Genomic DNA, 26,917 nt, shown 5'->3' on the forward strand with positions numbered 1-26,917 from the left:
GATATCCGATCGCCGCTCTGGGATATCCAGTCATGGCACGTTGCCGCGGCGATCGGACACCCCGACACGACCCCTCACGCCGGAAGGCCGACAGCAGGTGGATGGGTGGCTGAGGCGCAGACCCCGACCCCGCCTCACGGCCGTTGGCCGTTGTCTTTTGTCTTTCAGGGGCGCGGGGAACTGCGCACCCAGCCCCCACCGGCCCGCAGTGATCACACCCTCCCAAGCCACCCCGATCTTTTAGGGGCGCGGGGAACTGCGCGACAAGCCCCCACCGGCCCGCAGTGTCCACACCACCCCAAGACACCCCTTCGGGGGCTGGGGGCGGAGCCCCGGGAGTGGGAGGGGAAAACCGCGCGACACCTTGCGGCCCGTATGCCTAGCGTGGCCGCATGAGCCGCCACCAGGGCATCGACATCCGACCGATAACCGAGAGCGAGATCCCGGAATGGATCCGCGCGCTGAACACCGGGTTCCTACGACCGCCCACCCCGCCGGAGGCAGACGTGGCGGACCGGAGAACGTACATCGTGCCCGAACGCACGCTGGGCGCCTTCGACGGCGGGCGGTGCGTGGGAACGTTCCGGTCGTTCGGGCAGGAGCTCACCGCGGTGGGCGGGACGCCCGTGGTGGCCGACGCGGTGTCGAACGTGACCGTGACCGCGACCCACCGCCGGCGGGGCATCCTCACGCGCATGATGGGCCGGGATCTGGCGGCCGCGAAGGAGCGGGGCGACGCCGTGGCGACGTTGATCGCCGCGGAGTACCCGATCTACGGGCGGTACGGGTTCGGGGCCGCCACGTCGGCTGCCGAGTGGACGATCGACGTACCGCGGGCGGGGCTCGATCCTAGGTGGGCGGGGCCGGACGACGGCGGCCGTATCGACCTCGTGGACGGCGACGACGTACGGAAGATCGGGCCGGAGCTGCACGAGCGGCTAAGGCGGGCGCAGCCGGGCGTGGTCGATCGGAACGAGCGGTGGTGGCAGGAGAGCACCGGGGTGATCGTCCTGGACCGGGCCGCGTGGACCGAGCCCTTCCATGCCGTGTACAGAAACGCGGGCGGGGAGGTGGAGGGGCTGCTCTCCTACACCGTGGACGACCACTGGGGGGACGTGAAGCAGCCGCTCGACACCGCGAAGGTCAGCGACATGATCGCGGTGTCGCCGGCCGCCGAGCGCGCCCTGTGGCGGTACGTCTGCTCCGTGGACTGGGTCACGAAGGTCAGGACGGGGTGGCGGGCCCCCGACGATCTGTTGCCGCATCTGCTGCCGGACCCGCGGGCGGCTCGGATCACCACGCAGGCGGACTGGCTGTGGGTGCGGATCCTGGATGTCGCGGCGGCGCTGGAGGCGCGTACGTACGCGGGTTCCGGGACGCTCGTGCTGGAGGTCGTCGACCGGGACGGGCTCTCCGGTGGGCGGTATCGGCTGGACGCGTCGCCGGCGGGCGTTGGCTGCGTGCGGACCGGCGATGACGCCGAACTCACCCTGGGTGTGAGTGAGTTGGGGGCGCTGTGGCTGGGGGACGAGTCCGCGGTGCGGCTCGTCGCGCTCGGGCGGGTGGAGGAAACGCGGGCGGGCGCCGCCACCGTCGCCGACGCCCTGTTGCGTACGTCCAGGCGACCTTGGTGCCCGGACGTCTTCTGAGGTGTGGGTTCTGTCTGTCGACTCGGGGCTCTGCGGCCGAGTCCCGGCTCACCTCCTCCTCCGTAGCGTGGGTTGGTGTGGACGGTGGAACAGACTGACCGGGCTCCCGGCTCCCCTCCGGAAGGGAGCCCGGTCAGCCGCACTGGGGCCGGTTACCGGACCGGGTCAGCCGGACTGGACGAGCAGGAAGACGAGGACCGCGGCTCCGATGCCGCCGATCATGGTGTTCTTGGCCTTGATGCCCACGGTCAGGGCGACGAAGGCGGCGATGCCCAGCCACCCGAACTTCACTTGGAGCACGTGCTCAAGCCAGAGGACGAGGGCGGCGAGGACGAGAGCGGCGACGAGCGGCATGACGGTCCCTCCTTGGGGACGGGGAGGCGGACCCCCGCTGGGACCGTCCACCTGGTCGGAAGTTGCGACTCTGGTGGCCAACCCCTGGGAAGTTTGACCATGTTGCTCAAGTTGGCGACCAACTTCACTGGACTTATCTCCGCTTGGAAGCGTCTCATAACCACCTTCCCGGTAACTGCCCAAAGATGGCGCGAAGTTGTAGTGTTTGGTTGTGGACCCGGAACACGTCGCCGTCAATGGGCGGAAGAGGTCACAGCGGGCACAGAGGTCACACCGCGAGGTGGCCGACGAGCTGCGCAGCCGGATCAGGTCCGGTCAACTGCGGGCGGGACAGCGCATGCCCACACAGGCCAAGCTGGCCGACGAGTTCGGAGTCGAGCGGGGGGCCGTACGTGAGGCGCTGCGCATCCTGCAGTCGGAGCGCCTGCTGTCCAACGTGTCCAAGGGCAGCCCGGCCACCGTCGCGCAGGACGTGGGAGAGGCCCTGACCGGGGCGGAAGCTCCGCCGCAGCCCACCATGGTGGCGCTCGGACCGCGGATCACGGCCGCCTTCGCGGCCCCTCATGTCGAGATCGACGCCCTGTGCCTGACGGCGGTCTCGCTGACTCTCGCGATGGGCGAACCGCTGCGGCTCATCCACGAGGGACGACTAAAACCGGCCAGGGTCGACGTCCGCGTGCTCCTGCCGTCCAGCGATATCGACCTCGCCTTCCCGGCTCCGGTGGACGACACGGCCGACGACCGGCTGCAGCGCCGTTGGCTGGCGCACCGCAATGCCCAGGGGCAGGTCCTCAAGCACAACCTGCTGGCGTTGCGGGCCACGCACGGCATCGATGTGCACGTCACCTTCCGGGCTCTGCCGTTCACCCCGCCCGTGAAGTTGTACCTGCTCAACGAGGCGGAGGCGCTCTTCGCGTACTACACGCTGACGCGGCGCGGCGAGGAGATCGACCACGAGTACCTGGAGATGTACGACGCGGAGGGGACGCAGTCCATGCTGTTCCCCTTCGAGCAGGGGCCCGGCCTGCGGGACACGACGTTCGTGGAGCAGTCGCACCTGTGGTTCAACGCACTGTGGGAGACCATCAGCCTGGAGCTGGTGCTCACGAGCTGAGGTCTCCCGGTGGCCGTGCTGGTGCTGTCGGACGGGTTTCCTTGCAGGTCATAGGGCCGGTCCGGTGACCATCAGGGCGAGGACGACGGCCCCGATCGAGCTACAGGTGGGGCTCTTCGTCCTGACGCCGATGGTGAGCAGCAGCAGCCCGACGATGCCGCTCGGGCCGTACCGCCACTCGACGAACTGCTCGAAGCCGACGACGAAGACGGCGGAGAGGACAGCTATGGCGGGCATGGTGGATCCTCCTTCGTGCTCTTGCGGGGCCGGGAGAGAGGAACGGGTGGTGCGGGTGGAGCTGGAGAGGCGCGGAGCCTTCCTACCTGCCAACTACTTGCGAGAGGAGGCAGAACTTCCGCCATCTTCACCTAGTTGGTTGCCAACTATGCTTAACTTATCCCCAGTTGGTACCTAGTCATAAACAACTTTCAAACAACTCCCTTAAGATGGGCCAAAGTTGTAGCGTTTGGTCGTGACCCAGGAGAACGTGGCAGTGAACGGCAGCAGAAGGCTCTCGCCCCAGGAGATCGCCGACATCCTGCGGGATCGCATCCGCGCGGGTGAACTGAGGCCCGGTGACCGCCTGTCCACCCAGGCCGAGCTCGCCGAGGAGTTCGGCGTGGAGCGCGGCACGGTCCGCCAGGCCCTGCGGGCTCTCCAGCAGGACGGCCTCCTGAGCAACGTCAGCAAGGGGAGCCCGCCGCGGGTGGCGGAGGTGACGCCGACGCACGACCAGCCGCAGCGGACGATGGTGGGGTTGGCGCCGCGGCTTACAGAGGCGTTCAAGGCGAAGGATGTGCGCATCGACGTCGTGTGCCACACCGCGGAAACGATGATGCTGGCCCTTGGTGAGCCGGTCCGGCTCATTCACGAAGGGACAGTGAAGCCAAGCTCGATCAAGGTCCGCATCCTGCTGCCCTCACGCAAGATCAACCTGGCGTTTCCGGTCTCCGTGGACGCGCACGGTGAGGAGGACCCGGTGCATAGGCGCTGGCTGGATCAGCGCAACGCCCAGGTACACGTGCTCAGCCACAACCTGAAGTCGCTCCGTTCGTCGCACGGCATCGACGTCCAGGTCACCTTCCGTGCGCTGCCCTTCACGCCGCCGGTGAAGCTGTACCTCCTCAACGGGGACGAAGCGCTGATGGGTTACTACATGCTCACGAGACGGGAGGAGGAGTACGAGAGTCAGACGCTGGACATGTACGACGTTCTCGGCTCCGAGTCCCTCCTCTTCTCCTTCGAGAAGGGGGCCGGTCAGCGCGACGCCGCGTTCGTGGGGCAGTCCCAGAAGTGGTTCAACGCCCTCTGGGAAACCATCACCACGGACCTGACACTCTCCTAGTGACTAGGAATACGGCGCAGACTGAACCGGTGGCGGAACTGACTGAGCAACTGCGGAGATTGATTACCGGCGCGCGTTTCGTGCTCTTCGACTTCGATGGGCCGATATGTCGGTTGTTTGCGGGGCACTCCTCGGAGCGAGTGGCCGCGGAACAGGTGCGGCTCCTTGAACAGTGGGGGTTGCACGGGCTCCTCACCCCGGAAGAGCAGGTCGCAACCGATCCGCATGTCGTGCTGCGCGCGGTGGATAGCCGGCATCCGGACAGTGACCTGGTGATCGAGCTGGAGAAGCGTCTCACCTCGGAGGAGCTGAAGGCCGTGGACTCGGCCTATCCCACTCCGTATGTGGATCCGCTGATCAGGACGTGGCACGCGAAGGGTGCGCGACTGGCCATCGCGACCAACAACTCTCCGGTGGTGGCGGCCCGTTACCTGGACACCCGCGGTCTGGTCGATTGTTTCGCGCCGCACATCTATGGCCGTACCCAGGATCTCTCTCTTCTGAAGCCGAATCCCCACTGTCTGAAGCGTGCCCTGAGTGCCATGGGTGCCGAGTCGTCGGGGGCCTTGATGGTCGGCGACACCCCCACGGACTTCGAGGCCGCTCAACGGGCCGATGTCCCGTTTCTCGGTTACGCGCGTCACGAGAAAAGGGAGGAGGAACTGAGAAAAGCCGGAGCCGCCGAAGTGGTCACGTCGCTCGAACCGGTTCTGCGGATACTTCGGCAGTGACGTCAACCAAGAGGAGGGGTGTTCCGTGCGGTCGAACTCAATTGCTATGTGCTCGATGTGGGCGGGCCGGTGCGTCTGCTCTGTCGTGCAAGGGACCTTGTTGTCGCCAATGTTCAGTAGTGGGCGACGTGCATGAAATGTCCTTTGGCATATGCGCCCAGTTGAACGTCGGGGATGCGGGTGCGACTGGAAGAAACGGTTCTGACACGCTACGACTCGTCGGGGTAGTAGCGTGCCCCCTCTGAGCACCCCCTTAGCTTCGGTTGGTCCCAGAGAGAACGGGGCGATGTCACACAAATCGTCTATTACTCGGCAGCATGCCGGGGTTCTGAGTGTTCACCCGGATATGGTCGAAGGACCCCTTTACGGGTATCACCATGAAACGTATGTGTTCCCGCTGCCGGCCGAGGCGGGAGCCGACTTCCAGGGGCGCTGGAAGATCCGCGAGCCCCGCGACAAGCTGCTGTGGTTCGACCGGCGTTGCTTCGCGTCGGAGAACCAACTGCTCTACGACCTGCAGCGACGCATCGACGTCATCCCCGAGGTGGCCGCTCCGGTGGAGGGCGTGAATCTGCAGCGGTTCGTCGAGGGTTCCACGCTGGGCGAGCTGTGCCCATCGGGCGCGGAGGTACCCGACGCGGTGTTCGGGCAAGTCCTCGGACTGTTCAGCCAGTTGGTGTCCGTCACGTCGGACACGCTGCTCGTGAAGCGAGTGTGCCGGCCGAAGGATCGCGCGAGGCCGGGGCACAGTAAGGGATTCCTCGAAACTCTCATCTGTTTCACTCAAGAGGAAGTGTACGAGCGGAATCTGCCGCAGTACCAGTCTCTGTTCTCCGATCTCGGACTGGGCCCTGATTCCTTTCGGCACCTCAGAAAAAGCGTGGCCGGCCTGACGGACAGGCCGTTCTGCCTTCTCCATGCCGACCTGCACCGAGAGAATTTCATCGTGGATTCGGACGGGAAACTCTGGGCCATCGACTGGGAATTGGCGATGGTCGGAGACCCGCTTTACGATCTCGCCACCCATCTTTATCTCATGAAGTATCCGGTGGATCAGGAAGAATTGATGATCCAGCGGTGGTGCGAGATCGTCGAGGGCGTCAGGGAGGGCAGCTCGGCGGGCTGTTCGGACGACCTGCCCAAGCTGCTCGACTACAAGAGGGCGCAGTCCGTGTTCACGGACGTCATCCGTGAGACGCAACCCCTGGTCGCCTCGGCGAGGTTCGACCGTCGTCAACTCCGTGCGGCGAGCCGGAGGGTGTCAGACGTGCTCGGGGCCGCGGCCCGGCCGCTTGGCCTGGACGTCCTGCCGAGTCCGTTGGAGATCGAGGCGGCGCTCCTGCGGTGGCGCAGAGAGCAGCGGTGGCGAGGAAAGCAGCGGTGGCGCGGAAAGCAACAGCAGCTGGGAACGCGAGACTAGGGCCCTAGCCGGGGGAGAGGCTCATGCCCGTGGCCGAGCGCGACGAGCACGTTCTACGGAACGTCTGCGACGAGTTCGTGCGGCACGCGGTACGCGGCGGAGTGCCGACCCGCGGGCATCACCACCAGAACTTCGTGCTGAGGCCGACCGAGGATCTGGCACGGCAGGTCGGGTGCGCGGCCGGTACGTCTGTGACGGTGCGGATCCGTAGGCCAGAAGCGCTGCCCGTGGTCGTCCGCACCTGGCGGCACGAGTGGGAGATCCTGGAAGCCGTCGGCAGGGTGCTGCCGCGGTACGCGCCCCGCTGCCTGGCCGTGAGCGGTGGGAAATCCGTCCACAGCTATGTGGAAGGAGCCCCGCTCTCGGTGGTGCACCCGTACGGCACGGCCCTGGACGCCCCTCTCGTGGAGGTGCTGACGGGTCTGATGGCGCGGATGGCGCGAGTCCGCCGGGAGGAGTTGCCGCCGCTGCCCGCCGACTGGCCCTCGGACGACCGGGACAGCCGAGGGTTCCTGCGGTCGCTGGCAGCGCACGTGGACTGCCAGGTGCGCGAGCCCAACCGGGCTGCTTTCGGCGGGCTGTTCACGGCGCTGGGCGTTCCCGAGGACGCCATGAGTCGCTTCGCCGACCGTCTGCCCGCCATGACCGGGCGCCCGTTCGGTCTGCTGCACGCGGATCTCCACCGGGACAATGTGATCGTGACCCGGTCCGGCGCACCGCCCCTGGTCTGTGTCGACTGGGAACTCGCCACGTACGGAGACCCGTTGCACGATCTTGCCGTCCACCTGGTCCGGATGCGGTACCCGAAGTCCCAGTGGGGACAGGTGGTCGGAGCCTGGTCGCGGGCCCTTCGACGCACCAGCCCCGACTCGGTCGATGGAGCGCTCCGAGACCTGCGGCACTACGTCGACTTCGAGCGAGCGCAGTCCGTCTTCCCGGACGTGATGCGCGCCGCGCAGTCGTTGGCCGACCACCCCGGCCGGGCGGGGGATGGCCTGGCGCGAGCGACCGCCGTGGTTCGCAAGGCCCTGGAATCGGCGGCCGGACCACTCGGACTCGATGGCGTACCGGACGCGACCGACATCGAGCAGGCCCTGGTGAAGTGGCGCAGGTTCAGCACTCCAGCAGCACCTTCCCCAGTAACTGCCGCCCCTCCAAAGCCCCATGCGCCGCCCCCGCCCCCTCCAGCGCAAACACCTCACCGATCACCGGCCGCAACCGCCCCGCCGCGGCCTCCGCCAGAGCGTGGGCGGTCAGGCGGTTGAGGTCTGCCTCGCTGAACTGGACGTCTTGGATGCCGAAGAGGGTGATGCCGCGGCGCTCGGCCTCGGTCGGGTCCAGGGTGGCGAAGCTGCCGGACGGGGCTCCGTGGGCCGAGAAGCGGCCGCTCTTCGCCGTCAAGGGGAAGGCTGCCGGGCCGAGTTCACCGCCCACCCCGTCCAGCACCACGTCCGCCATGCCGTCGGAGCCGCCCAGGGCGTGGCGGGCCCGGGTCGGCCAGTCCGGAGCCGTCGCGTCGACTGTCGTGTCCGCGCCCAGGTCCCGTAGCAGCGCGAGTTTCGCGGCGCCCCGGGCGACGCCCACCACCCGGGCACCGCGTTCGTGTGCCGGCTGGACCAGGAGCGTGCCCATGCCGCCCGAGGCGCCCAGGATCAGGACGCGGTCCGTTGCCGTCACCGCGGTCCGTTCCAGCAGGCCCGTCGCCGTGACGCCGTCGTGGACCAGGGCCGCGGCCGGCAGCAGGTCCAGGTTCTCCGGTACGGAAGTGAGGGCCTCGACTCGACCCGGGCCACCGCCAGTTCCGCATAACTCCCGGTGACGAAAGAGGTCACCCGGCGGCCCAGCCACGACGACGGGACCCCCGCGCCCAGCGCGCTCACCACTCCGGACACGCCGGGAGCGGGGAGGGGGTGGGAGGGTGCGTAGGCTCGGGGCATGGGTGAGACGGGTGCGATGGGCTTGCGCGAGCGTAAGAAAATGCGGATGTACCAGGAAGTTTCGGACGTCGCCGTCTCGCTCTTTCTGGAGAAGGGGTTCGAGGAGGTCTCCGTCGCGGAGGTGGCCGCCGCCGCCGAGATCTCCAAGCCGACCCTCTTCCGGTACTTCCCCACGAAGGAGGACCTGGTCCTGCACCGGTTCGCCGACCATGAGGCGGAGGCCGCGCGGGTGGTCGGCGGCCGGCCGGCCGGGCAGTCCGTCGTCGAGGCGCTGCGGCGGCACTTCCTCGCCGGGATCGAGCGGTGCGATCCGGTGACCGGGCTCAACGACCGCCCCGACGTCCTCGCCTTTCACCGGCTGCTCTACGGGACGCCCTCGCTGGTGGCACGGCTGTACGGGTACCTGGAGCGGTCGGAGGCCGCGCTCGCCGAGGCGCTCGGCGGTGACCTGGAGGCCCGGCTCGCCGCCGGTCAGATCGTCGCCGTGCAGCGGATCCTCGCGCTGGAGAACTGGCGGCGGATCGCGGAGGGCGAGCGGGTCGCGGAGGTGCGGCGGGACGCAGTCGCAGCGGCCGAGCGGGCGTTCGCGAGGCTCGGGGACGGGCTCCCGCGGTACGCGTGACGGGGTAACCGCGATGACGTAACCGTGACGGGGTAATGAATTTAACTCGGTTACGTTATTCCGCTAACCTTGACGGAATGACGTCACCCGACCCTGCCCTCACCGCCACGCTCGTCCAGGAACGCGCCCACCACGACATCTGCCGCGCCGCCCTCGCCGCGATGGTCGACGGCGCCCAGGAACACGTGGTCACCGGCGAGGACGTCTCCGCGTCCGGAGCCGACGCCGAAGTGCTCGGGTACCGGCTCCGCAGCCGGGCCAAGGAGATGCGGGAACTGCCCGAAGGGCCCCTGTTCTTCGGGCGGTTGGACTTCGGCGGCGATCGCATGGCCGCCGGTGACCACGCCGGGCAGAGCTACCACATCGGCCGGCGCCGGATCACCGAGCACCCCTCCGCCCCGCCCCTCGTCGTCGACTGGCGTGCCCCCGTCTCGCGCGCCTTCTACCAGGCCGGCGCCCGCGATCCGCAGGGCGTACGGGTACGGCGACGGTTCGGCTGGGCACCGGGGAGCCGGGGCGACTCGGCCGACCTCACGGGACTGGAGGACGAGCACCTCGGGGAAGGGGCAGGGAGAAGGGAAGGGGAAGCGGAAGAGGGCCCGCAGGGCCCACAGGGCTCTCGGCCGGAGAGCCGCATCCTCACGAGCGAGATCGAGCGCCCCCGCGTCGGGCCCATGCGTGACATCGCCGCCACCATCCAGCCCGAGCAGGACGAGCTCGTACGCGCGGACCTCACCACGTCCGTGTGTGTGCAGGGTGCTCCGGGCACCGGGAAGACGGCCGTCGGGCTGCACCGGGCCGCGTATCTCCTCTACACGTTCCCGCAGCGCATCCGGCGCGGTGGACTGCTGATCCTCGGGCCCAACCGCACCTTCCTCTCCTACATCTCGGAGGTGCTGCCCGCGCTCGGCGAGACGGGCGTGCGGCAGTCGACCGTGACGGAGGAGATCGCGAGGCATCCGGTCACGGCCACCGACGACGAGGCCGCGGCCGTCGTCAAGCACGACGCCCGTATGGCGGAGGTGCTGCGGCGCGCGCTGTACGCCCGGGTGGGCCCGGAGAACGTCAGCGACCTCGGCAACGGCCTTGGCGATGACCTCGGCAATGACCTTTTCAACGGCCTTGCGGTGCCGGACGGTTCGTACCGCTGGCGGGTCTCCGGTGACGAGCTCGCGCGGATCGTGGCGGGCGTACGGGACGAGGAGCCGCCGTACGCCGTCGGGCGTGAGCGCGTACGGACGCGGATCGTGGCGCGTCTTCAGCAGCAGGCCGAGTTGCGGGCCGGGCCGCGTACGAACGCCTGGGTGCAGCGGATTTCGCGGGCGCGGCCCGTCGGCGCGTACGTCGACGCGGTGTGGCCCGGGGTGCGGCCGGAGGAGGTCGTCGCGGAGTTGCTCACCGATCCGGACGCGCTGGCCGCCGCGGCCGACGGGGTGCTGGACGAGGGCGAGCGGAAGGCGCTCCTGTGGGCGCGGCCGCCCAGGTCGTGGAAGTCGGCGCGATGGTCCGCGGCCGACCTCGTCCTCCTCGACGAGGTCGCCGGGCTCGTCGAACACCCGGAAGGGTACGGGCACTTGGTGATCGACGAGGCGCAGGACCTGTCGCCGATGGAGTGCCGGGCGATCGGGCGCCGGGCGGCCTTCGGCTCGGTCACGGTTCTCGGCGATCTCGCGCAGGGGACCACCCCGTGGGCCGCGCGGGAGTGGGCCGAACTGCTCGGGCACCTGGGGAAGCCGGCGGCCGTGGTGGTGCCGCTGACCACGGGGTTCCGGGTGCCCGCGGTGGTGGTCGAGCTGGCGAACCGGCTGCTGGCGCGGCTGGCTGTCGGGGTGCCCGCCGGGCAGTCCCTGCGGGGCGACGGGGAGTTGCGGATGCGGCGGACGGACGACGTGCTCGCGGAGACCGTCGAGGCCGTCCGCGGGGCGCTCGTGCACGAGGGGTCCGTGGGGGTCATCGCGGCCGACGCGGATGTCGTACGGGTACGGGAGGCGCTCGGGAACGCGGGTATCGAGGCGGCCGGGGCGGATCAACTCGGCGCGCGCGTCACGGTGTTGGGTGCCGGGGTCGCGAAGGGGCTGGAGTACGACCATGTCGTCGCCGTGGAGCCGGCGGCGATCGCGGAGGGGGAGGCGCGGGGGCTGAACCGGCTGTATGTGGTGCTGACCCGGGCGGTGTCGCGGCTGGATGTGGTGCATGCGCGGGCGTTGCCGTTCGGGTGAGGTGCGGTGAGGTGAGGTGAGGCGCCATTCGCGGCCGTGCTGGTGGCCACCAGCACGGCCGCCCTGGGATCCTCTTGCCTCTTGCCTCTTGCCTTCGGCCCCTAGGCGGTCGGGGCGGGGGGAGCGTCGAGTACGGGGATCAACTGCTCCTCCTCGTACGTCAGATGGGCTTCCAGCTCGGTGGTGAGGCGTTCGACCTCCTGGCGGACGCGCTGGGGGTCGGCGGAGGGGGCATCGACGACTCGCTTCAACTCCGCGGTCAGGGCGGCGATTTGCTGGTGTTCCTTCTGCAAGCGGTCCAGGACCGGTGCGAGTTCCGGGTGGCGGTCGGCGAGGAACGGGAACATGGCGACGTCCTCGCCGGTGTGGTGGTTGTGCAGGCCCTGGCAGAAGGTCAGGCAGTTGACGCGGAGCTGGGCACCGAGGCCGGAGCCGGAGCCGGGGCCGCCGGGGGGCGATGCGGCGACCTCCTTGCGGATCAGGGCGAGTTCGCGGCGGAACGCGTCGTGGATGGCCTTCACGGCCTGGCCCATCGAGGACGCGTTCACGTTCGGCGGGCCGCCGCTCGCGATCTCGTGGAGGGCGACCACCGGGATCACCCGGGTCGTCTTCGCCTGGTACTCCGCCCAGCCGGGGTCGGCCTCGACCGCGCGGGCGAAGGCCTCGTCGCGTGCGCTGCCTGCCAGTACCTCGGCTTTCGCCTCGTACGTGAACACCCCTGTCTCCACCGTGACCTGGGGGTGCGCGACGAGGTTGTGGAACCAGGCCGGATGGGTCGGGGCACCGCCGGCCGAGGCGATGACCAGCACCCTGTCGCCACCGTCGGGGTAGTAGCCGACGGGGGTGGTGTGCCGGTTGCCGGAGCGCGCTCCCGTGGTCGTCAGCAGGATCAGCCGGGCTCCTTCGAAATAGCCGCCGACCTCGCCTGCGTTGGCGCGGAACTCTTCGATGACCTGCTGGTTGAAATCGTTGGGCATTCTCTTCTTTCTTCTCGGTCTTTTCTGCGTGAAGGCATGCGAAATCGCCACGGGGCGAATTCGGGCTCGCCCGTGCTAAGGGAGTGAGGCGGTAAGGCGGCAAATGCCGGTGCGGAAGGCAGATGTGCGGGTCCACACGGAAACGACACGCGTGGCGATGTCACAGCACAGCTGCACAGCACGGCACAGATGCACAAATGCGCAGCAGCACTCAGTACGAGATCTCAGTGCGCGTACTTGAAAAGGGCGGCCCTCTGGCCCGCCCCGGCCTCACGCGGAGGCCGGGAACCCTACTCGTTCTTGGCCCAAGGCCGACCCGGCAGTCACGAAGAAGAGGTTAATGGCATCAGCGCGTTCAGGCAATGCCGAATTCCTCACCCGTACGGGACAATTGGCTGCCGCAGTTGTGGCTGACCGTGTCGGCGAACGCCCTGGCCAAGGGGGACAGCGCGTCCCAGCGGCGGACGGCCCAGCCGGTCCACAGGGTGGGCAGTGCGGGGATGGGGATCAGGCGCAGGTCGGGGTGGCCCGGGCCGTGCCAGCCCGGGAGGTCGGGAACGATCGCGTGGCCGAGTCCCAGTTCGGCGAGCAGGATGGCGGTGTCCCAGTCGGCGACGCTGGTGTCGGAGGCCGGGCTGATGCCGGTCTCGCCGAGCCAGGCGCCCAGTTGGGACCGCGAGGTGGTGTTCGCCGGGAGCCCGATGAGCCGGATGCCCGCCAGGTCGGCGGGGGTGATCGAGGACTTCGCGGCGAGGGTGTCGTCGGCGTGGACGGCGAGAACCCAGGGCAGTTCGACGACCGGGCGCTGCTCGATGCCCCTCACCGGTCCGCCGAGGGTGATCCAGGCCAGGTCCAGGCCGCCCGCGATGAGCGCGTCGAAACAACTGCGGCTGGAGTACGCCGTCTGGAACTCCAGGCTCACCTGGGGATAGCGGCGGCGGAAGGCGACGATCGCGTCGGACATGAAGTGCCGCACCGTCGTGGCGCCGGTGGTGATCCGCACCGAGCCCGCCTCGCCGTGCACCAGGTCGCGCAGCCGGCGCAGTGCCTGGTCGATGTCACCGAGGCCACCGGCGGCCGCGGCCTGCAACAGTTGCCCTGCCTGGGTGGGCACGACACCGCGGGGATGCCGTTCCAGGAGGCTCAGCCCGAGCTCCCGCTCCAGGCGCTTGATGTGCTGGCTCACGGCCGACTGCGTACAGGAGAGGTCTCGGGCCACACCGCTGAGGCTGCCGGTTCGGCACACCGCGACGAAGACCCGGAGGTCGTCAAGCGTCATGGACGGTGAAGCTACAGCTTGGGGGTCTGCAAGAAAACCCGAGGATTGACTTGGAGGAGTACCGGGCGGGACGATCTTCACCGGATCCCAGGGCGGCAACCCGGCCGAACTCGACCTCATCCGGAGGAGGTTCGGAGCCGGCCGGGTGCCGACCCGCTCGACCCGCTCGACCTCCGCCGCAGACTCCATCCCTGCTGGGGCCCGGCCCCCGCGCGAGACTCGATCCCCTGCCGGAAACCCGGTCTCCGCCGGAAACCCGGTATCCACCGGAGATCTGACCTCCGTCGGAGACTCGACCTCCGCCCGAAATAAGGAAACACGTGCAGGCACTTGAGATGGCGGCCCTCGCGGCCGCGGCCGTTGCGGCCGGCGGGATCAACGCGGTGGTCGGTTCCGGAACCCTGATCACCTTCCCCACGCTTCTCGCCTTCGGCGTCCCACCGGTGCTGGCCAACGTGTCGAACACCATCGGACTCGTACCGGGATCGGTCAGCGCCGCCTACGCCTACCGCGCGGAGCTCAAGGGGCAGCGGCCGCGCATCGTGCGGCTCGGCCTCGCGTCACTGATCGGCGCGATCACGGGAGCGGTGCTGTTGATGACACTGCCCGCCGACGCCTTCCGGTCCGCGGTGCCCGTGCTGATCCTGCTCGCCTGCGCTCTGGTGCTCCTGCAGCCCCGTCTCAACCGCTGGCTCAAGGCGCGGCAGAAGCGGCCCGACAGCGACGGCGGTGTCTCCCTGTGGTGCGGGGTGCTGGCGACGGGCGTCTACGGCGGGTACTTCGGTGCCGCCCAAGGCGTGCTGCTCATGGGCCTGTTCGGCAGTTTCCTCCGCGACGACCTGCAACGCCTGAACGCCTTCAAGAACGTTCTCGCCGCTCTGGTCAACGGTGTCGCGGCAGTCGCCTTCATGGTGGTGACCGATGTCGACTGGGCGGCCGTCGGCGTGATCGCCCTCGGCTCGACCCTCGGCGGCCTGCTCGGTGCCCGGGTGGGCCGCCGGCTGTCGCCCGCCGTGCTGCGAGGCCTGATCGTCGCGGTCGGTGTCACGGCGGCGGTCGCCGTGGCTGTGTAGCAGCTGTAGCGGCCGGGTGATGTCCGGGTGATGGCTGAGTGATGGCCGTGCGACGGTCGCACGGCTCGGACCAACTACCCACCGACGTACGAAGATCGGGAGTCTGCATAAGGTATGGGCTGTGAGAGCCAGAGATAACGGTGAGGCAGCAGCCCCGTACCGGAATTCAGCCGAAGCCGAGGGGAAGACCGCCGCCCGATGAACCAGATCCTGTTCTCGGGGGCCATCGGCCTGTTCCTGACCCTCATAGGCACACCGCTGCTGATCAAGCTGCTGGCCCGCAAGGGCTACGGGCAGTACATCCGTGACGACGGTCCCCGCGGCCACCACAGCAAGCGTGGCACACCCACCATGGGCGGCATCGCCTTCATCCTGGCCACCCTCGCCGCGTACGCCCTGACCAAGGTCATCACCGGTGAGGCCCCGACGTTTCCCGGTGTCCTGGTGCTGTTCCTGATGGCGGGCATGGGCGTCGTGGGGTTCCTCGACGACTACATCAAGATCGTCAAGCGGCGTTCGCTGGGGCTGCGGGCCGGGGCGAAGCTGTCCGGCCAGTTGGTTGTCGGCAGCCTGTTCGCCGTGCTGGCCATCCGGTTCGCGGACGACCGCGGCCTGACGCCGGCTTCTCTGAAGCTGTCGTTCGTCACCGACTTCGGCTGGACCATCGGGCCGGTCCTGTTCGTCGTGTGGGCGCTGTTCATGATCCTGGCCATGTCGAACGGGGTGAACCTGACCGACGGCCTGGACGGCCTTGCCACCGGCGCGTCGGTCATGGTCTTCGCCGGCTACACCTTCATCGGCCTGTGGCAGTTCCAGAACTCGTGCGCCAACGCGATGAGCCTCACCGACCCCGGCTCCTGCATCGAGGTACGGGATCCGCTCGATCTCGCCGTCGTGGCCTCCGCGCTGATGGGGGCCTGTCTCGGGTTCCTCTGGTGGAACACCTCACCGGCCAAGATCTTCATGGGCGACACCGGCTCACTCGCCCTCGGCGGCGCGCTGGCGGGCCTGGCCATCTGCTCACGCACCCAACTGCTGCTCGCCCTGCTGGGCGGGCTCTTCGTCCTGATCACCCTGTCCGTGGTCATCCAGGTCGGCTCCTTCAAGATGACCGGCAAGCGGGTCTTCAAGATGGCCCCGCTGCAACACCATTTCGAACTCAAGGGCTGGTCCGAAGTCCTGGTCGTGGTCCGTTTCTGGACCATCCAGGGCATCTGCGTCATCGTCGGCCTCGGCCTGTTCTACGCGGGCTGGGCCGCGGGCTGAGATCCGCCGGGCTCCAGGCGGGCTGAGATCCGCCGGGCTCCGGCGGCGGGCGGGTGTCCGGTCCCACCGAACTTGAGGCGTCGATGGGCGTGGGGCGGTGCTGTTGAGCCCTGCTGTTGAGCCCCTGGAGGGACCGCGGCCCATTCGCTTCGCCCATAGTGCCTTTACCGCCGCCCGGCACTACCGTCTCGACGAGCAGTTGCGCATCACAAGAGGAGGGGGCCACCGTGCTGAGACAGGTCGCGGAGGGTGTGCTTACACATCAGAGCGAGTTACTCCAGAACAACGCGGTTGTCGTGCGGGGCCGGGCCGGCGTGTTGCTCGTCGACCCCGGAATAACGGGCGACGAAATGGCCTGCCTCGCGAACGACCTTCGCGAGTTGGGCCAACCCGTCGCGGCAGGCTTCTCGACGCATCCTGATTGGGATCACGTGCTCTGGCACGCCGAACTCGGCGAAGCGCCCCGTTACGGTACGGCCCGCTGTGCGGCCTTTATGCGAGATCTGCGGTCGAAGCCGGGCTGGCAGGCCCGCGCCGCCGAGGGGCTGCCGCCGGAAATCGCCGAGGAGACACCGCTGGACCTGTTCGGCCTCATTACCGGTCTGCCTGCCGAAACCGCGCGGATTCCCTGGGACGGCCCTGATGTCCGGATTATCGAGCATCCGGCGCATGCCCCGGGCCATGCGGCGCTGTTGGTCGAGGAGTGCGGGGTTCTCGTCGCCGGCGACATGCTTTCCGATGTCCTGATTCCGATGCTCGACGACTTCTACGGCACCAATGACCCGATTGAGGACTACCTCGTCGGGCTGCGCCGGCTTGAGGGCGTAGCGGGCGACGTCGATGTCCTCGTCCCCGGTCACGGGTCCGTCTGCGGAGCTGATCAGGTACGCGCACGGATCGACCAGGATCGGGCGTACGTGCATGCCTTGCGTGACGGCCATGCCCCCGACGACCCGCGGCTCGGCCCATCGGCCAAGCCCGGCTGGGAGTGGGTGAGCGATATCCACGAAGGGCAAGCCCAGCGGCTCGCCCGAAAAAGCGAGCGCGACGGGACGCCCGGCTAGCTCGCGGTAGCGCGGGCCTGGCGAGGCGATTCCGTGGCTTCGCCGAGGGCCGGCGACCGGTCCAGCCATGCGAGCGACCGTGACCCACACCTGCCTGCTCGGCAACCTCACCGATGCGCACCCGTCCTCCTCTGTGCACCCGTCCTTCCGTCCTCCCCCGGTCGGAAGGCAGTGCCGGCCTGCCGATTTGCACCTCACGTTAGCGTCAGGTTTTAGAGTGGCAGGCGTCGAGTGAAGACGTCATTTCTGCTCATAAAGGTAAGGAAGGGCACTATGCGTGCAGCCCGCTTCCACGAATACGGCGGAGCGGAGAGCCTGGTGATCGAGCAGGCCCCCGACCCTCACCCCGGACCTGGTGAGATCCGTATCCGCGTCTCGGCGGCCGGCGTCAATCCCATCGACTGGAAGCTGCGCGCCGGCGCCCTGCACCAGGTGCTTCCCGTGGAGCTGCCCGCCATTCCCGGGCGCGACGCCGCGGGCGTGGTCGACGAAATCGGTGACGGAGTGCAGGGGGTGGGCATCGGCGACCGCGTCTTCGGGCTGGGCGGTGTCACCGGCGCGACCGCGGAGCTGGTCGTCCTCTCGGCCTGGGCCCACACACCCGCCACGTGGAACGACGAGCAGGCCGCGGGCGCCGGTCTCGCGTCAGTGACCGCGATGCGTGGACTGAACGCGCTCGGCTCCCTCGCTGGGCGCACCCTTCTCGTCGAGGGCGCCGCCGGAGGCGTGGGCAGCGCGGCGGTCGAGATCGCCGCGGCACAGGGTGCCACCGTGATCGGGACAGCCAGTGAACGCAACCACGAGTTCCTCACCTCTCTCGGCGCCGTTCCCACCACCTACGGCCCCGGCCTCGCGCAGCGCCTCTCCGCTCTCGCTCCGCACGGCGTCGACATCGCGCTCGACACCGCGGCCTCCGGTTCGCTGGACGACCTCGTCGCGATCACGGGCGACCCGAAGCGCGTCGCGACGGTCGCCGACCACGCGGGCGGGCAGCGCCTGGGTACGCATGTGGTCAACGCGGAGAACGACTCCGCCCTCCTGTCCGCAGCCGCGGAACTGGGTCGGCAAGGCCGCTACACACCCCGTATCGAACAGGCCTACCCCCTGGAGAAAATCGCCGACGCCCACGCGCACGCCGAGCGCGGCCGCACACGCGGAAAGATCGTCATCTGCGTCTGAAGCGGGGGTACGGCCCAGGTTGAAGCGGGGGTACGGCCCAGATGAGCCGGCCCGCCACGGGATGATCTTGGCGGGCCGGATTTCCCGTGCCGGCCGGCCGCATTCCGGGTGGTAGCCGATGCACCAGCACCCGCCGAAGGTCCGGTTGTCGCGCTGGACGCGCTCCGCGAAGGCGCCCAGGTGGCAGCGTCCAGGGCCGTACCTGGTACGGCGTGGGCTCAGGCGTCGGCGGCCGACGCGGCCAGCAGCCGGGCGAGTTCGACCGGCTTGGTGGTCATCGGCCAGTGGCCCGAATCGATGTCGACGAAGTCCAGGTGCCTGATGCGGGCGACCTCGGGCACGTCACCGGCGTCGATCCAGTCCCGGGCCTGGGCGGGCGTGAACTCGGGGCACACCAGCAGCATCGGGACGTCGAACCGCCGCTCGTCCTTCAGCCGCACCGTGCCCTTGGCCACTCTCTCGGGCACGGGGATCGCCGCCGAGGCAATGCGGCCACGCGTCTCCTCGTCGAGGTCGACGGAGTCCGGTCCTTCGAACGGGCCCCAGCCGGGGAAGGGCATCACGCCGTCCCTGGTCTCGAAGAGATCGGCGTACGGCTGCCCGTCGGCGGACGGGAATCCTCCGATGAGGGCGACCTTGGTGATCCGCTCCGGCCGCGCGTCGGCGGCCAGCCAGGCCAGGGTGCAGGCAGCGGAGTGCCCGACCACCATGGGCTTCTCCGGCGCCGAGTCCACGGCGGCGAGCACCGCCGTCACCTGGTCCTCCAGCGTGGCGGACTCAGCTCCGTCCCCCTGACCGGGGAGGGTGAGCGCAACGGGGCGGTGGCCGAGTTCCTCGAGGACGGGCACGACGTCGTCCCAGGCGGATCCGTCGAGCCACAGGCCGGCGATGAGCAGGATGTCCATGGATCAGTCCTCTTTCCCGTGAAGCCCGTCAGTTCCCGTGAAGCCCGTCAGGTGGGTCGGTGTCATCACGCTACGACTGGTTCCGGACAATCCACTTCCGGTATATCCCGTGAGCACCTAACGTGCTCGGGTGCCGACCGATCTCAGCCCCACCGCACGGGCCCTGCGCACCCTTGAGATCCTCCAGTCCCGTACCACGGGGATGACGGCCGACGAACTCGCCGCGTCCCTGGGTGTCACGGAGCGCGCCGCGCGCCGGTACGTCGGGATCCTCCGCGAGGCGGGCATCCCCGTGCACTCCGCCCGGGGCCCCTACGGCGGGTACCGACTGGGGCGCGGGGCCAGGCTGCCGCCGGTCGTCTTCACGGAGCCCGAGGCGCTGGGCCTGGTCATGGCGGTCCTCGACGGTCAGCCGGCGGCCGCCGACCCCGATGCCGACGACCTTGTCGGTGCGGCCCTGGGCAAGGTCATCCGGGCGCTGCCCGAGAGCGTCGGCCGGCAGGCGGCCGCCCTGCGCGAGCACGCGTCGGCGGCGCCCGACCGGAACCCGTCCCGTCCGGATACCGCCCTCACGAGCAGGCTCGTCGCGGCCAGTGCGGTGCGACGCCGCGTGCTGATCACGTACCGCAGTGAGTCCGGCAACGAGTGGGAGGCCGAGGTGGACCCCTGGGCGGTCGTCGTCCGCTACGGCCGCTGGTACCTCCTGTGCCATTCCCACCGCGCGGACGCGATCCGCACGTACCGGATCGACCGGGTCCGCGCGGTCCGGCAGACCGACTGTGGCTTCGAGACACCCGACGGCCTCGACCCGGTTGCGGCGCTGGAGGAGAACCTGGGCAAGGGGTGGGAGTTTCCCACGCGGGTGGTGTTCGACGTCCCGACGGCCGAGGTGGTGCCGTGGATCCGGCCGCCCATGGGACGGCTCGAACCGTCGGGGGACGGGTGCGTGCTCGTCGGCAGCACGAGGAATCCGACGATGTACGCGCAGGAGTGGCTGGCGCGACTGCCGCTCGCCTTCCGCGTCGAGGGCGGGCAGGAACTGCGCGCGGCGGTGGCAGCGCTCGCCACGCGCTTCACCGCCGCCGTGACGGACGAACCCTGAGCGTTCATCGCGAACGCCCCTGCGCTGCGCGCTACTTGACGTCGCCCGCAGCCGTCCGCCGTCGTCCGCAGAATCTCGTCCGGTGTGGAACATCCCCGCCAGCGGGAGGATCATGCGGACTGCGGACTGCGGACTGCGGACTGCGGACTGCGGACTGCGGACTGCGGACTGCGGTGCTGGCGCTCCGGGCGGTAGGTCGTCTGCCGGAGAGCGACTTCGTTGTTCGTCAGGGCCAGTAGGGCTCGTGGCGGCATCGTCCGAGGTTCAGACAGGATGCCCTCTGTGAACCATGTCCTGTGCGGGCTCGCCGCCAATGCGGCCCTGCCGTCCGGGCTGGTCGATCGACTGATCGCGGTCGCGGACGCCGACATCGCCGCAGACCTCGCTCATCGCGCCGACCTCAGCCACATGCAGGCGGTCGCGCTGGCCTCACGCGTTACGGAGAGTGCTGTCCGGCTCGCGTATGAAGGTCGGCTGACCGCCGCCGACGTCGATCCCGCGACACAGCCGCACGCCGCCCTCGCCTTGCTCGACAAACATTCCGGACGTCCGGAGTGGGCGCGACTCCTTGCGGCGGATCCGGTCGTCGATCGCCGGGCGAGGCTGGCCGCCTGCTCCGGACTCCCGCCCGATGTGGTGGCGACGCTCGCCGCCGACCCGGACGTACGGGTCGTCGCGGAGCTCGCCCTGTGGGCAACGCCGGACATGGCCGCCGCGCTTGTGGGACATCCGCATGCCGAGGTCCGCCGCGCGGTGGCGGCCAACGAGGCGACGCCCCCGGCCGTGCTGGCTGCGCTGATCACCGGCGAGGGGCTGCCTCCGGCGCGGTGGTGCCTGGTCTGCGACCGTGAAGAGACGCCGTTCGTACACCATCCGCAATGTCCGCGGCCCGACTGCGATCTGCTGCCGGGCGCCTCCTGCGACGGCTCCCACGAGTCCACCGTGCACGAGACGCAGCGGATGGCACTGGGGAACCCGGCCACACCCACCGAAGCCGTCGTCAGCTTCGTGGACCACCCTTCGCCGCTGCTGCGCTGGGCACTCGCCGCCCGCCCCGACCTGCCGCCCGAGGTGTTGGGACGGCTCGCCGCAGATCCTCTTCCCGGTGTCCGGGCCGACCTCGCCGAGAATCCGGCGATCGACGACACGCTGATCCGCGCGCTGGCCGCCGACCGTGATCACGATGTGCGGCGCAGGCTGGCCCACAACCCACACGTGCCGCTCGATGTACTCACCCGCTTGGCCGGGGCCGCCAAGATCGGCTCGACTCTTCTGCCGCGGATCGCCGTTGCCTCTCCCGACGAGGCCAAGGAGCTGGCCGAGTCACCTAATCCAGCCGCGCGGATGCTCCTGGCCCAACGACGCGATCTGCCGGCCGAGATCCGCGACGCGCTGGCCGCCGACCCCGACGCGAAAGTGGTCAAGTCCATCGCTCCGCACCCAGGTCTCTCCGAAACTCGGTTGCGTGCGATGGTCGACCGGCACGGAGCCCAGGTCATCGCCAAGGTGGCGGCCAACCCGGACGCGACTTCGGCGCTGCTGGACGATCTGACCCGGCACGGTCCATCGATACGGAAAGCGCTCCGAGAGGTCGCCCGGCACCGTAATGCGACGGCCCCAGCCCTGCTTGCCTGCCTCGCGGACAAACAGGCGAGGCCCATAGCAGCCGGCCACCCCGCCCTCCCGCCGCAGGTCATCGCAGAGTTGCTCACCGACACCGACTGGCAGGTGGCGGAAGCGGCGGCCGCCAACCCGTCGCTGCCGCTTGACGTGATGTCGGCTCTGGTGCCCTAGCTCTATTGCCCTGCCCACCACCTGAAACGCTGACGCAGGTGCTGGGCCTGGAGCGCCACCAGAAGGACGCTGCCAACCTCGACCGCTCTGGCGTCTCAGCCAGACATCTCTTCCTCTGGGCCGACCCAGTGGATGACCGGATCACGTGGGTATGGCTCGCCGTCCCCACTGTGCACGGTGCACAGGTGCTGCGGTGGTCGGCGCTTTCCGGCCGGCTCCGAGACGACGTGGCGATCCCCTGGAATAGCCCCCAGCAGGTGAAGCGCTGCTCGCGGCCGTCCACCACCCATCTGATCAAGGTGGTGGCAATTAGCACTGCGAAGTGACACCTACCGCTGCTGTCCTGTCTCAGATAAGTCCGGGCAGGTCGGCTGGGCTCTCGCGGTCCAGGTGCCCCGTCTCCGTCGATGTGGTCCACGTCTCAAGTGATCTGGTCCGATTCGCCCCTGGCCTCAGGCGATCAGGTTCAGCGACAGAGCTCCATGACGGAGTCGTCGAAGTCGGGGAACTCTCGTTTGGCCTGCTCGATCACGGCAGATGCTGGCGCGCGGTGGTCTGGCGCGAATTGTTCCGCGATGGCCGTCAGCTCGCGATTCGGGTGTGGGACCCAGTCGGGCTCGTACGAGCTGGCTGCCTCCCAGGGGCCGAATCCGTCGGCCAGCAGCCACAGGAAGGCGCCCAGGCCGCGCGCGACGACGCCGGTCTCCCCTTCGGAGCCGAGGAAGACGACAGGCTGCTCGACCAGTGCCCAGCCTGGGCGGACCAGCCAGAAGGCGGCGTATCCGCCGGTGCCATCCTGGCCGAACACACGGAAGTCGTCGCCATTCAGCTCGCCATTGCCGGTCCACGCTCGGAACCAGTCGGTTGTCTCATCGGCGGGCAGGAAGGCCGCGAAGGGTTCGAAGTCGACACCGTCACCGCCGGCGTAGTCGAACCGGACCGCCATGGCGGCGGCGAGTGCGGCAGGAAACCGGCGGTCTTCGTTCGGCGTCACGCGAACAGGGTGGCATGGCCGGAATCTTGAGGGGTTACCAGGTCGTGGCATCAGTCGTAACGGCGGAGCCGGACCAGTTCGGCTGAGACAAGATCTGGCATCCAGTGGCCTGGGACCAGATCAACCGGGTCGCCACAGGTCGCAGGTCTGGACGGGGACCAGGTCATTTGAGACGGGACAAGTTGGGCTGGGCTCTCGCGATCCAGGGGTGTGGTCACTCGTGCTGTGACGAGTGGGCGTCCGCAGGCGCGGCATCGAGGGCGGCCGGGTCGAGGCCGGCCTCTGTCAGGACGTCGGCGGCCACTCCGCGGCCAACCCGGGCAAGACCGATGAGCAGGTCCTCGCAGTCGATGCGGTCGGATCCGTGCTGCTCGGACCGTGCCTCCGCGATGTCGATGGCCTTGCGGGAGTAGGGGGTCCAGGCGATCCGTTCGGCCGCCTGGGAAGCTCCCATGCTCAGCCGGTTCCCGACGGATTGGTGGACCGCCTCCGGTGAGACGCCGGCGGTCTGCAGGAGCCGGGTGGCGCTGTTGTCCTCCGCGGTCAGCCCCCAGAGCAGGTGCTCGGTGCCGATGTAGTTGTTGCGATGGTGCACCGCCGCCTGCTTGACGTGGACCATCGCCTGGCGGAGGTCGTCGGTCATCGTCTCGGGGCTGTAGCGCTTGTGCGGGGCGTGGAAGCGCTGCTGGACCGCCTGTCGGGTCACGCCCAGGGCGGCGCCGATGTCGGTCCATGAGTTGCCGTGCATGCGGCAGTGCTCGACATAGTCCTCGACCAGGTCGTCCGCCAACGCCTGCATCTGTCCTGAGAGTTGGGCGGCGACCGTCAGCAGGGCGAGCCAGTCGGGCTGTTCCTGTCCGCCGGGGCGGTGTGCGGTGTCGCATCTGCGGTCGACTTCCGCGATGAGATCGTCCAGGTCCGGAAGAGTCATTAGGCAAGTACGCCTTGACAATTCGAGATTGTCAAGGCGTACTTGCCTCCTCTTGGAGGCGGGCCATGAGCGCCTTGAGCTCGGCGGACCGAGACACTTCACCAAATGCCCGGAGATGACTAAGACATCAGCTCACTTGCTCGGAGATCTCCGAGACTGCCTGGACATCACAGAGGTGCCGTCCGGGCCGCCGGGGCGCCCTGCCACCTCGCGAAGGTGATCGGCAATGATCAGCGCATGAACAAGATCGTGCTGATGTCGGATCCGAAGATTGCGGCGATCCCGGTGGTGGAGTGCGCCGAACCGCTCGTCGACATCCGGCTCGAGGGATCCCTCGCCATCGACTCTCGTAAGGTTGATCATTCAGGGGCATTCGCGTATCTGCGAGAAGGGGTACTGACCCGTCTCCTCAAGGCTCAGAAGCTGCTTCCGGATGGCGTCCGGCTGCTGTTCGTCGAGGGGTACCGGCCGCCTGCGCTGCAGCGCGACTACTTCGAGCGCTACGCCGACGAACTACGGACCGGCAATCCGGGCTGGTCGCCGACGCAGGTTCGCGACGCCGCGAGCCGGTACGTGTCGCCACCGGAGATCGCACCTCACAGCGCCGGCGCCGCAGTTGACCTCACGCTCGTCTCCGCCGACGGGAGGGAACTCGACATGGGAACCCGAGTGAATGCCAGCCCGGAAGAGAGTGACGGCGCTTGTTACACCGACGCCGACAACGTCGGCTCCGAAGCGCGGGCCAACCGGCGGGTGCTCAGTGACGCGCTGACCGCTGCGGGTCTCGTGAACTACCCCACCGAGTGGTGGCACTGGTCCTACGGCGACCGCTACTGGGCCCTTGCCACCGATACCGACAGCGCGATGTACGGGCCGCGGGAACTCGGTTGAAGTGAGCTGTGGTTGGTCCCCCGATCCATCACGCGCCCTGCGTGAACGACGGCGCAGAACGGCCGGCCGGGCAGGCACGTCTTCTCTCACTTCCCATGTGAGGAGCGGCGGGCCGGCCCGAGAGCCCGGGCAAGGGTGCGGTTCGAACTACTGCCACACCAGCGCGGCGACGCGGCGGAAGTTGCCGCCCAGAATCGCGGCGACGGCATCGATGCTCGCGGCCAACCGCAGACGATCGTCCGCGGCGATCCTCTCCTGCCAGTCGACGACCAGACCGGTGACGTCGTCAGCGCTGTGCGGCGCATAGCCCACGTTCACCGAGACGAAGCTGCCTCCCGGTCGGCTGTAGCGGGCCAGTTCGCCTGCATCCGCGCGCCGCTCCAACGGCAGACAGCAGTGCTGTTCCCACAACAAGGGCGGGCGGCGCGGTCCTGAGGATTCACTCGGCACGGTACGCATCATGCCGCTGCCCATCGGTTTCGGCAGCCGGCCTCCGCAGGCCACCCCGTTCACCTCGGAGCGCTGAACTCCGCCGCTGACGAGCCCGTCGGCCCCGTGTCAGCGAGACCCCGCCAGCTCGACATACCGCCGGGCTGACGGGCCCTCATAAAAGATCGTGCCGGCGGTGAGTACCCATTACTTCGGGATCTGGCCGCAGCAGGCGACGGTCTCGGTCTGGTCGGCGCTGACGAGCGGTGCTACCGCGAGCACGGCCGCCAGTGCCACGAACAAGTCCAACACAGCTTTGCGCACTGTCTTCTCCTGTGTTTGTCGGGATCCGGTGCCGCTTGAAGCGGTCACTGATTCGGAGGCGCGAAACAGTGGCCAGGTCGCACCGGAGTTGTGTCTCCTGCATGAAGCTCGCCTGACGCATCAGCGCCTGGCACCGCCCGGGGCCTCGCGGTGACAACCGCGTCAGCCGCCGAGCGTGCCGAAGAAGGCGCGGACATCGGTGACGAACGCCTCTGGCTGCTCCAGTGCGAGGAAGTTGCCGCCACGCTCCAGTTCGCTCCAGTACGTGATGTTGTGGTCCCGCTCGGCGAAACGGCGGATGGCGATGTCGGTGCTCAGGGCGACGGCCACGCCGGTCGGAACGGTGCCGCGCGCCTTCGGGGCCCAGGCGCTCGCGTCGTGGCCCGCCTCGTAGTACAGGTTGGCCGACGAGCCCGCTGTGCCGCTGAACCAGTAGATGCTGATGTTCGTCAGCAGGCGGTCGCGACCCACAGCGTCTTCGGGGAGCTCGGCGGCGGCGTCCGTCCACTCCTTGAACTTCTCCGCGATCCAGGCGAGTTGGCCGACCGGTGAGTCGTGCAGTCCGTAGGAGAGGGTCTGCGGACGGGTGGACTGGATGGCATTGAAGCCCATCATGTCCTGCTGGAAATTCTCCAGCCGCGCCAGTCGCTCCTGCTCCTGCCCGGTCAGCCCCTCGAACTCGGCCGGGTCCCCGGAGGGGAAGGTGAGCAGGCCGTTGACGTGAATGCCGACGACCCGGTCGGGTGCCTGCCGCCCCATCTCGGCGGCGATCCAGGCACCACCGCCCGTTCCCTGGACACCGTAGGTGCCGTAGCCGAGCCGACCCATCAGCTCGACGAATGCGCCCGCGATGCGGCCGGTGTTCCAGCCGGCCTCGCCGAGCGGACCGGAGAACCCAGTGCCGGGCGTAGAGGTCACGACGACATGGAAGTCCTCCGCCAGCGGCCGGATGACCTCGACGAACTGCATGAACGAGCACGGCCAGTCGTGCACCAGAAGCAGCGGTACGGCCGCCGGGTTCTGCGAACGGACGTGCAGGAAGTGGATGTTCTGCCCGTCGATCTCAGTAGTGAACTGAGGGAACTCATTGAGCTCCGCTTCCGCCTTGCGCCAGTCGAAACCGCCTGCCCAGTACGCGGCCAGGGCCTTGAGGTAGTCGGTGGGCACGCCCCGGCTCCAGCCGGCGCCGGGGATCTCGCTGCCCCAGCGCGTACGGGCCAGCCGCTCCCGCAGGTCGTCGATCTCGTCCTGCGGGACGTCGATGCGGTACGAGTGGATCCGGGCGTCGGTGCTGCTGGTTTCCATGGTGAGAACGGTA

General features: G+C 68.8%; 25 protein-coding genes and 1 pseudogene. 16 read left to right on the forward strand and 10 right to left on the reverse strand.

Annotated features, from left to right (window positions below; all coding sequences use genetic code 11):
* The first annotated feature begins 392 nt into the window (after positions 1-392).
* Positions 393-1,649 carry a GNAT family N-acetyltransferase gene (locus tag AB0I18_RS41105; RefSeq protein WP_363110867.1) on the forward strand — a complete coding sequence of 419 codons (1,257 nt, stop codon included), beginning with the start codon at positions 393-395 and terminating at the stop codon, positions 1,647-1,649.
* A gap of 165 nt (positions 1,650-1,814) precedes the next feature.
* On the opposite strand, the gene AB0I18_RS41110 is transcribed toward AB0I18_RS41105, so the two are convergent.
* Complete coding sequence (locus AB0I18_RS41110; protein WP_363110868.1) at positions 1,815-2,003, reverse strand: hypothetical protein; 189 nt, start codon at positions 2,001-2,003, stop codon at positions 1,815-1,817.
* A 205-nt stretch (positions 2,004-2,208) separates the two neighbouring features.
* Between AB0I18_RS41110 and AB0I18_RS41115 the strand changes: the two genes are divergently transcribed.
* A complete protein-coding gene (locus AB0I18_RS41115) occupies positions 2,209-3,117 on the forward strand; it encodes a GntR family transcriptional regulator (protein WP_363110869.1) in 909 nt (302 codons plus the stop codon).
* A 48-nt stretch (positions 3,118-3,165) separates the two neighbouring features.
* Here the strand turns inward: AB0I18_RS41115 and AB0I18_RS41120 are convergent, their stop codons facing one another.
* Entirely contained in the window at positions 3,166-3,354 is a 189-nt protein-coding gene (locus tag AB0I18_RS41120; RefSeq protein ID WP_363110870.1) for a hypothetical protein, read from the reverse strand.
* A gap of 229 nt (positions 3,355-3,583) precedes the next feature.
* Here AB0I18_RS41120 and AB0I18_RS41125 point away from each other — a divergent pair, with 229 nt between their 5' ends.
* The 4 genes and pseudogenes from AB0I18_RS41125 to AB0I18_RS41140 all read left to right on the forward strand — a co-directional run.
* Positions 3,584-4,462, forward strand: a complete 879-nt coding sequence (locus tag AB0I18_RS41125; protein ID WP_363110871.1) for a winged helix-turn-helix domain-containing protein — start codon at positions 3,584-3,586, stop codon at positions 4,460-4,462.
* A 29-nt stretch (positions 4,463-4,491) separates the two neighbouring features.
* Positions 4,492-5,193 carry an HAD-IA family hydrolase gene (locus tag AB0I18_RS41130; protein WP_363110872.1) on the forward strand — a complete coding sequence of 234 codons (702 nt, stop codon included), beginning with the start codon at positions 4,492-4,494 and terminating at the stop codon, positions 5,191-5,193.
* 388 nt (positions 5,194-5,581) lie between these two features.
* The gene (locus AB0I18_RS41135) at positions 5,582-6,613 is read left to right on the forward strand and encodes a phosphotransferase (RefSeq protein ID WP_363110873.1); all 1,032 of its coding nucleotides are present in this window, start codon (positions 5,582-5,584) and stop codon (positions 6,611-6,613) included.
* Between the two features lie 23 nt (positions 6,614-6,636).
* Positions 6,637-7,461 (forward strand): annotated as a pseudogene (locus AB0I18_RS41140) (aminoglycoside phosphotransferase family protein); the annotation flags it as partial.
* A 265-nt stretch (positions 7,462-7,726) separates the two neighbouring features.
* On the opposite strand, the gene AB0I18_RS41145 reads toward AB0I18_RS41140, so the two are convergent.
* Positions 7,727-8,461 carry a zinc-binding dehydrogenase gene (locus tag AB0I18_RS41145; protein ID WP_363110874.1) on the reverse strand — a complete coding sequence of 245 codons (735 nt, stop codon included), beginning with the start codon at positions 8,459-8,461 and terminating at the stop codon, positions 7,727-7,729.
* Between the two features lie 87 nt (positions 8,462-8,548).
* On the opposite strand from AB0I18_RS41145, the gene AB0I18_RS41150 reads away from it, so the two are divergent.
* Both AB0I18_RS41150 and AB0I18_RS41155 read left to right on the forward strand, forming a co-directional pair.
* Positions 8,549-9,172, forward strand: a complete 624-nt coding sequence (locus AB0I18_RS41150; RefSeq protein ID WP_363110875.1) for a TetR/AcrR family transcriptional regulator — start codon at positions 8,549-8,551, stop codon at positions 9,170-9,172.
* 77 nt (positions 9,173-9,249) lie between these two features.
* Positions 9,250-11,391, forward strand: a complete 2,142-nt coding sequence (locus AB0I18_RS41155) for an AAA family ATPase (RefSeq protein ID WP_363110876.1) — start codon at positions 9,250-9,252, stop codon at positions 11,389-11,391.
* A 101-nt stretch (positions 11,392-11,492) separates the two neighbouring features.
* On the opposite strand, the gene AB0I18_RS41160 is transcribed toward AB0I18_RS41155, so the two are convergent.
* Complete coding sequence (locus AB0I18_RS41160) at positions 11,493-12,368, reverse strand: nitroreductase/quinone reductase family protein (protein WP_363110878.1); 876 nt, start codon at positions 12,366-12,368, stop codon at positions 11,493-11,495.
* A 355-nt stretch (positions 12,369-12,723) separates the two neighbouring features.
* The gene (locus tag AB0I18_RS41165) at positions 12,724-13,647 is read right to left on the reverse strand and encodes a LysR family transcriptional regulator (RefSeq protein ID WP_363110879.1); all 924 of its coding nucleotides are present in this window, start codon (positions 13,645-13,647) and stop codon (positions 12,724-12,726) included.
* Positions 13,648-13,967: 320 nt separating this feature from the next.
* Between AB0I18_RS41165 and AB0I18_RS41170 the strand changes: the two genes are divergently transcribed.
* The 4 genes from AB0I18_RS41170 to AB0I18_RS41185 all read left to right on the forward strand — a co-directional run bounded on the left by AB0I18_RS41170 (position 13,968) and on the right by AB0I18_RS41185 (position 18,229).
* Positions 13,968-14,720 carry a sulfite exporter TauE/SafE family protein gene (locus tag AB0I18_RS41170; RefSeq protein WP_363110880.1) on the forward strand — a complete coding sequence of 251 codons (753 nt, stop codon included), beginning with the start codon at positions 13,968-13,970 and terminating at the stop codon, positions 14,718-14,720.
* A 198-nt stretch (positions 14,721-14,918) separates the two neighbouring features.
* Positions 14,919-15,986 (forward strand): phospho-N-acetylmuramoyl-pentapeptide-transferase, encoded by a 1,068-nt coding sequence (gene mraY / locus AB0I18_RS41175; RefSeq protein ID WP_363110881.1) that lies wholly within the window; start codon positions 14,919-14,921, stop codon positions 15,984-15,986.
* A gap of 227 nt (positions 15,987-16,213) precedes the next feature.
* Entirely contained in the window at positions 16,214-17,050 is an 837-nt protein-coding gene (locus tag AB0I18_RS41180) for an MBL fold metallo-hydrolase (protein WP_363110882.1), read from the forward strand.
* Positions 17,051-17,323: 273 nt separating this feature from the next.
* Positions 17,324-18,229, forward strand: a complete 906-nt coding sequence (locus AB0I18_RS41185) for an NADP-dependent oxidoreductase (RefSeq protein ID WP_363110883.1) — start codon at positions 17,324-17,326, stop codon at positions 18,227-18,229.
* A gap of 218 nt (positions 18,230-18,447) precedes the next feature.
* On the opposite strand, the gene AB0I18_RS41190 is transcribed toward AB0I18_RS41185, so the two are convergent.
* On the reverse strand, positions 18,448-19,134 hold the full coding sequence (locus tag AB0I18_RS41190) for an alpha/beta hydrolase (protein ID WP_363110884.1): 687 nt from the start codon (positions 19,132-19,134) through the stop codon (positions 18,448-18,450).
* Between the two features lie 130 nt (positions 19,135-19,264).
* Between AB0I18_RS41190 and AB0I18_RS41195 the strand changes: the two genes are divergently transcribed.
* From AB0I18_RS41195 to AB0I18_RS41205, 3 genes are all read left to right on the forward strand, one after another.
* On the forward strand, positions 19,265-20,236 hold the full coding sequence (locus AB0I18_RS41195; protein ID WP_363110885.1) for a WYL domain-containing protein: 972 nt from the start codon (positions 19,265-19,267) through the stop codon (positions 20,234-20,236).
* A gap of 282 nt (positions 20,237-20,518) precedes the next feature.
* Positions 20,519-22,030: a hypothetical protein gene (locus AB0I18_RS41200; protein ID WP_363110899.1), complete on the forward strand. Its 1,512-nt coding sequence runs from the start codon at positions 20,519-20,521 to the stop codon at positions 22,028-22,030.
* Between the two features lie 38 nt (positions 22,031-22,068).
* On the forward strand, positions 22,069-22,356 hold the full coding sequence (locus tag AB0I18_RS41205) for a hypothetical protein (RefSeq protein WP_363110886.1): 288 nt from the start codon (positions 22,069-22,071) through the stop codon (positions 22,354-22,356).
* Positions 22,357-22,496: 140 nt separating this feature from the next.
* Here AB0I18_RS41205 and AB0I18_RS41210 read toward each other — a convergent pair whose 3' ends face one another.
* Positions 22,497-23,024 carry an SMI1/KNR4 family protein gene (locus AB0I18_RS41210; protein ID WP_363110887.1) on the reverse strand — a complete coding sequence of 176 codons (528 nt, stop codon included), beginning with the start codon at positions 23,022-23,024 and terminating at the stop codon, positions 22,497-22,499.
* 214 nt (positions 23,025-23,238) lie between these two features.
* Positions 23,239-23,955: a Clp protease N-terminal domain-containing protein gene (locus AB0I18_RS41215; RefSeq protein ID WP_363110888.1), complete on the reverse strand. Its 717-nt coding sequence runs from the start codon at positions 23,953-23,955 to the stop codon at positions 23,239-23,241.
* 237 nt (positions 23,956-24,192) lie between these two features.
* Between AB0I18_RS41215 and AB0I18_RS41220 the strand changes: the two genes are divergently transcribed.
* Positions 24,193-24,846, forward strand: coding sequence for a M15 family metallopeptidase (locus AB0I18_RS41220; protein ID WP_363110889.1), 654 nt, complete (start codon positions 24,193-24,195; stop codon positions 24,844-24,846).
* A 147-nt stretch (positions 24,847-24,993) separates the two neighbouring features.
* On the opposite strand, the gene AB0I18_RS41225 is transcribed toward AB0I18_RS41220, so the two are convergent.
* On the reverse strand, positions 24,994-25,296 hold the full coding sequence (locus AB0I18_RS41225) for a hypothetical protein (protein WP_363110890.1): 303 nt from the start codon (positions 25,294-25,296) through the stop codon (positions 24,994-24,996).
* A gap of 465 nt (positions 25,297-25,761) precedes the next feature.
* A complete protein-coding gene (locus AB0I18_RS41230; protein ID WP_363110891.1) occupies positions 25,762-26,904 on the reverse strand; it encodes an epoxide hydrolase family protein in 1,143 nt (380 codons plus the stop codon).
* Positions 26,905-26,917 lie beyond the last annotated feature (13 nt).

Origin of the sequence: Streptomyces sp. NPDC050704 (genome assembly GCF_040654355.1) — a bacterium.
Classification (GTDB): domain Bacteria; phylum Actinomycetota; class Actinomycetes; order Streptomycetales; family Streptomycetaceae; genus Streptomyces.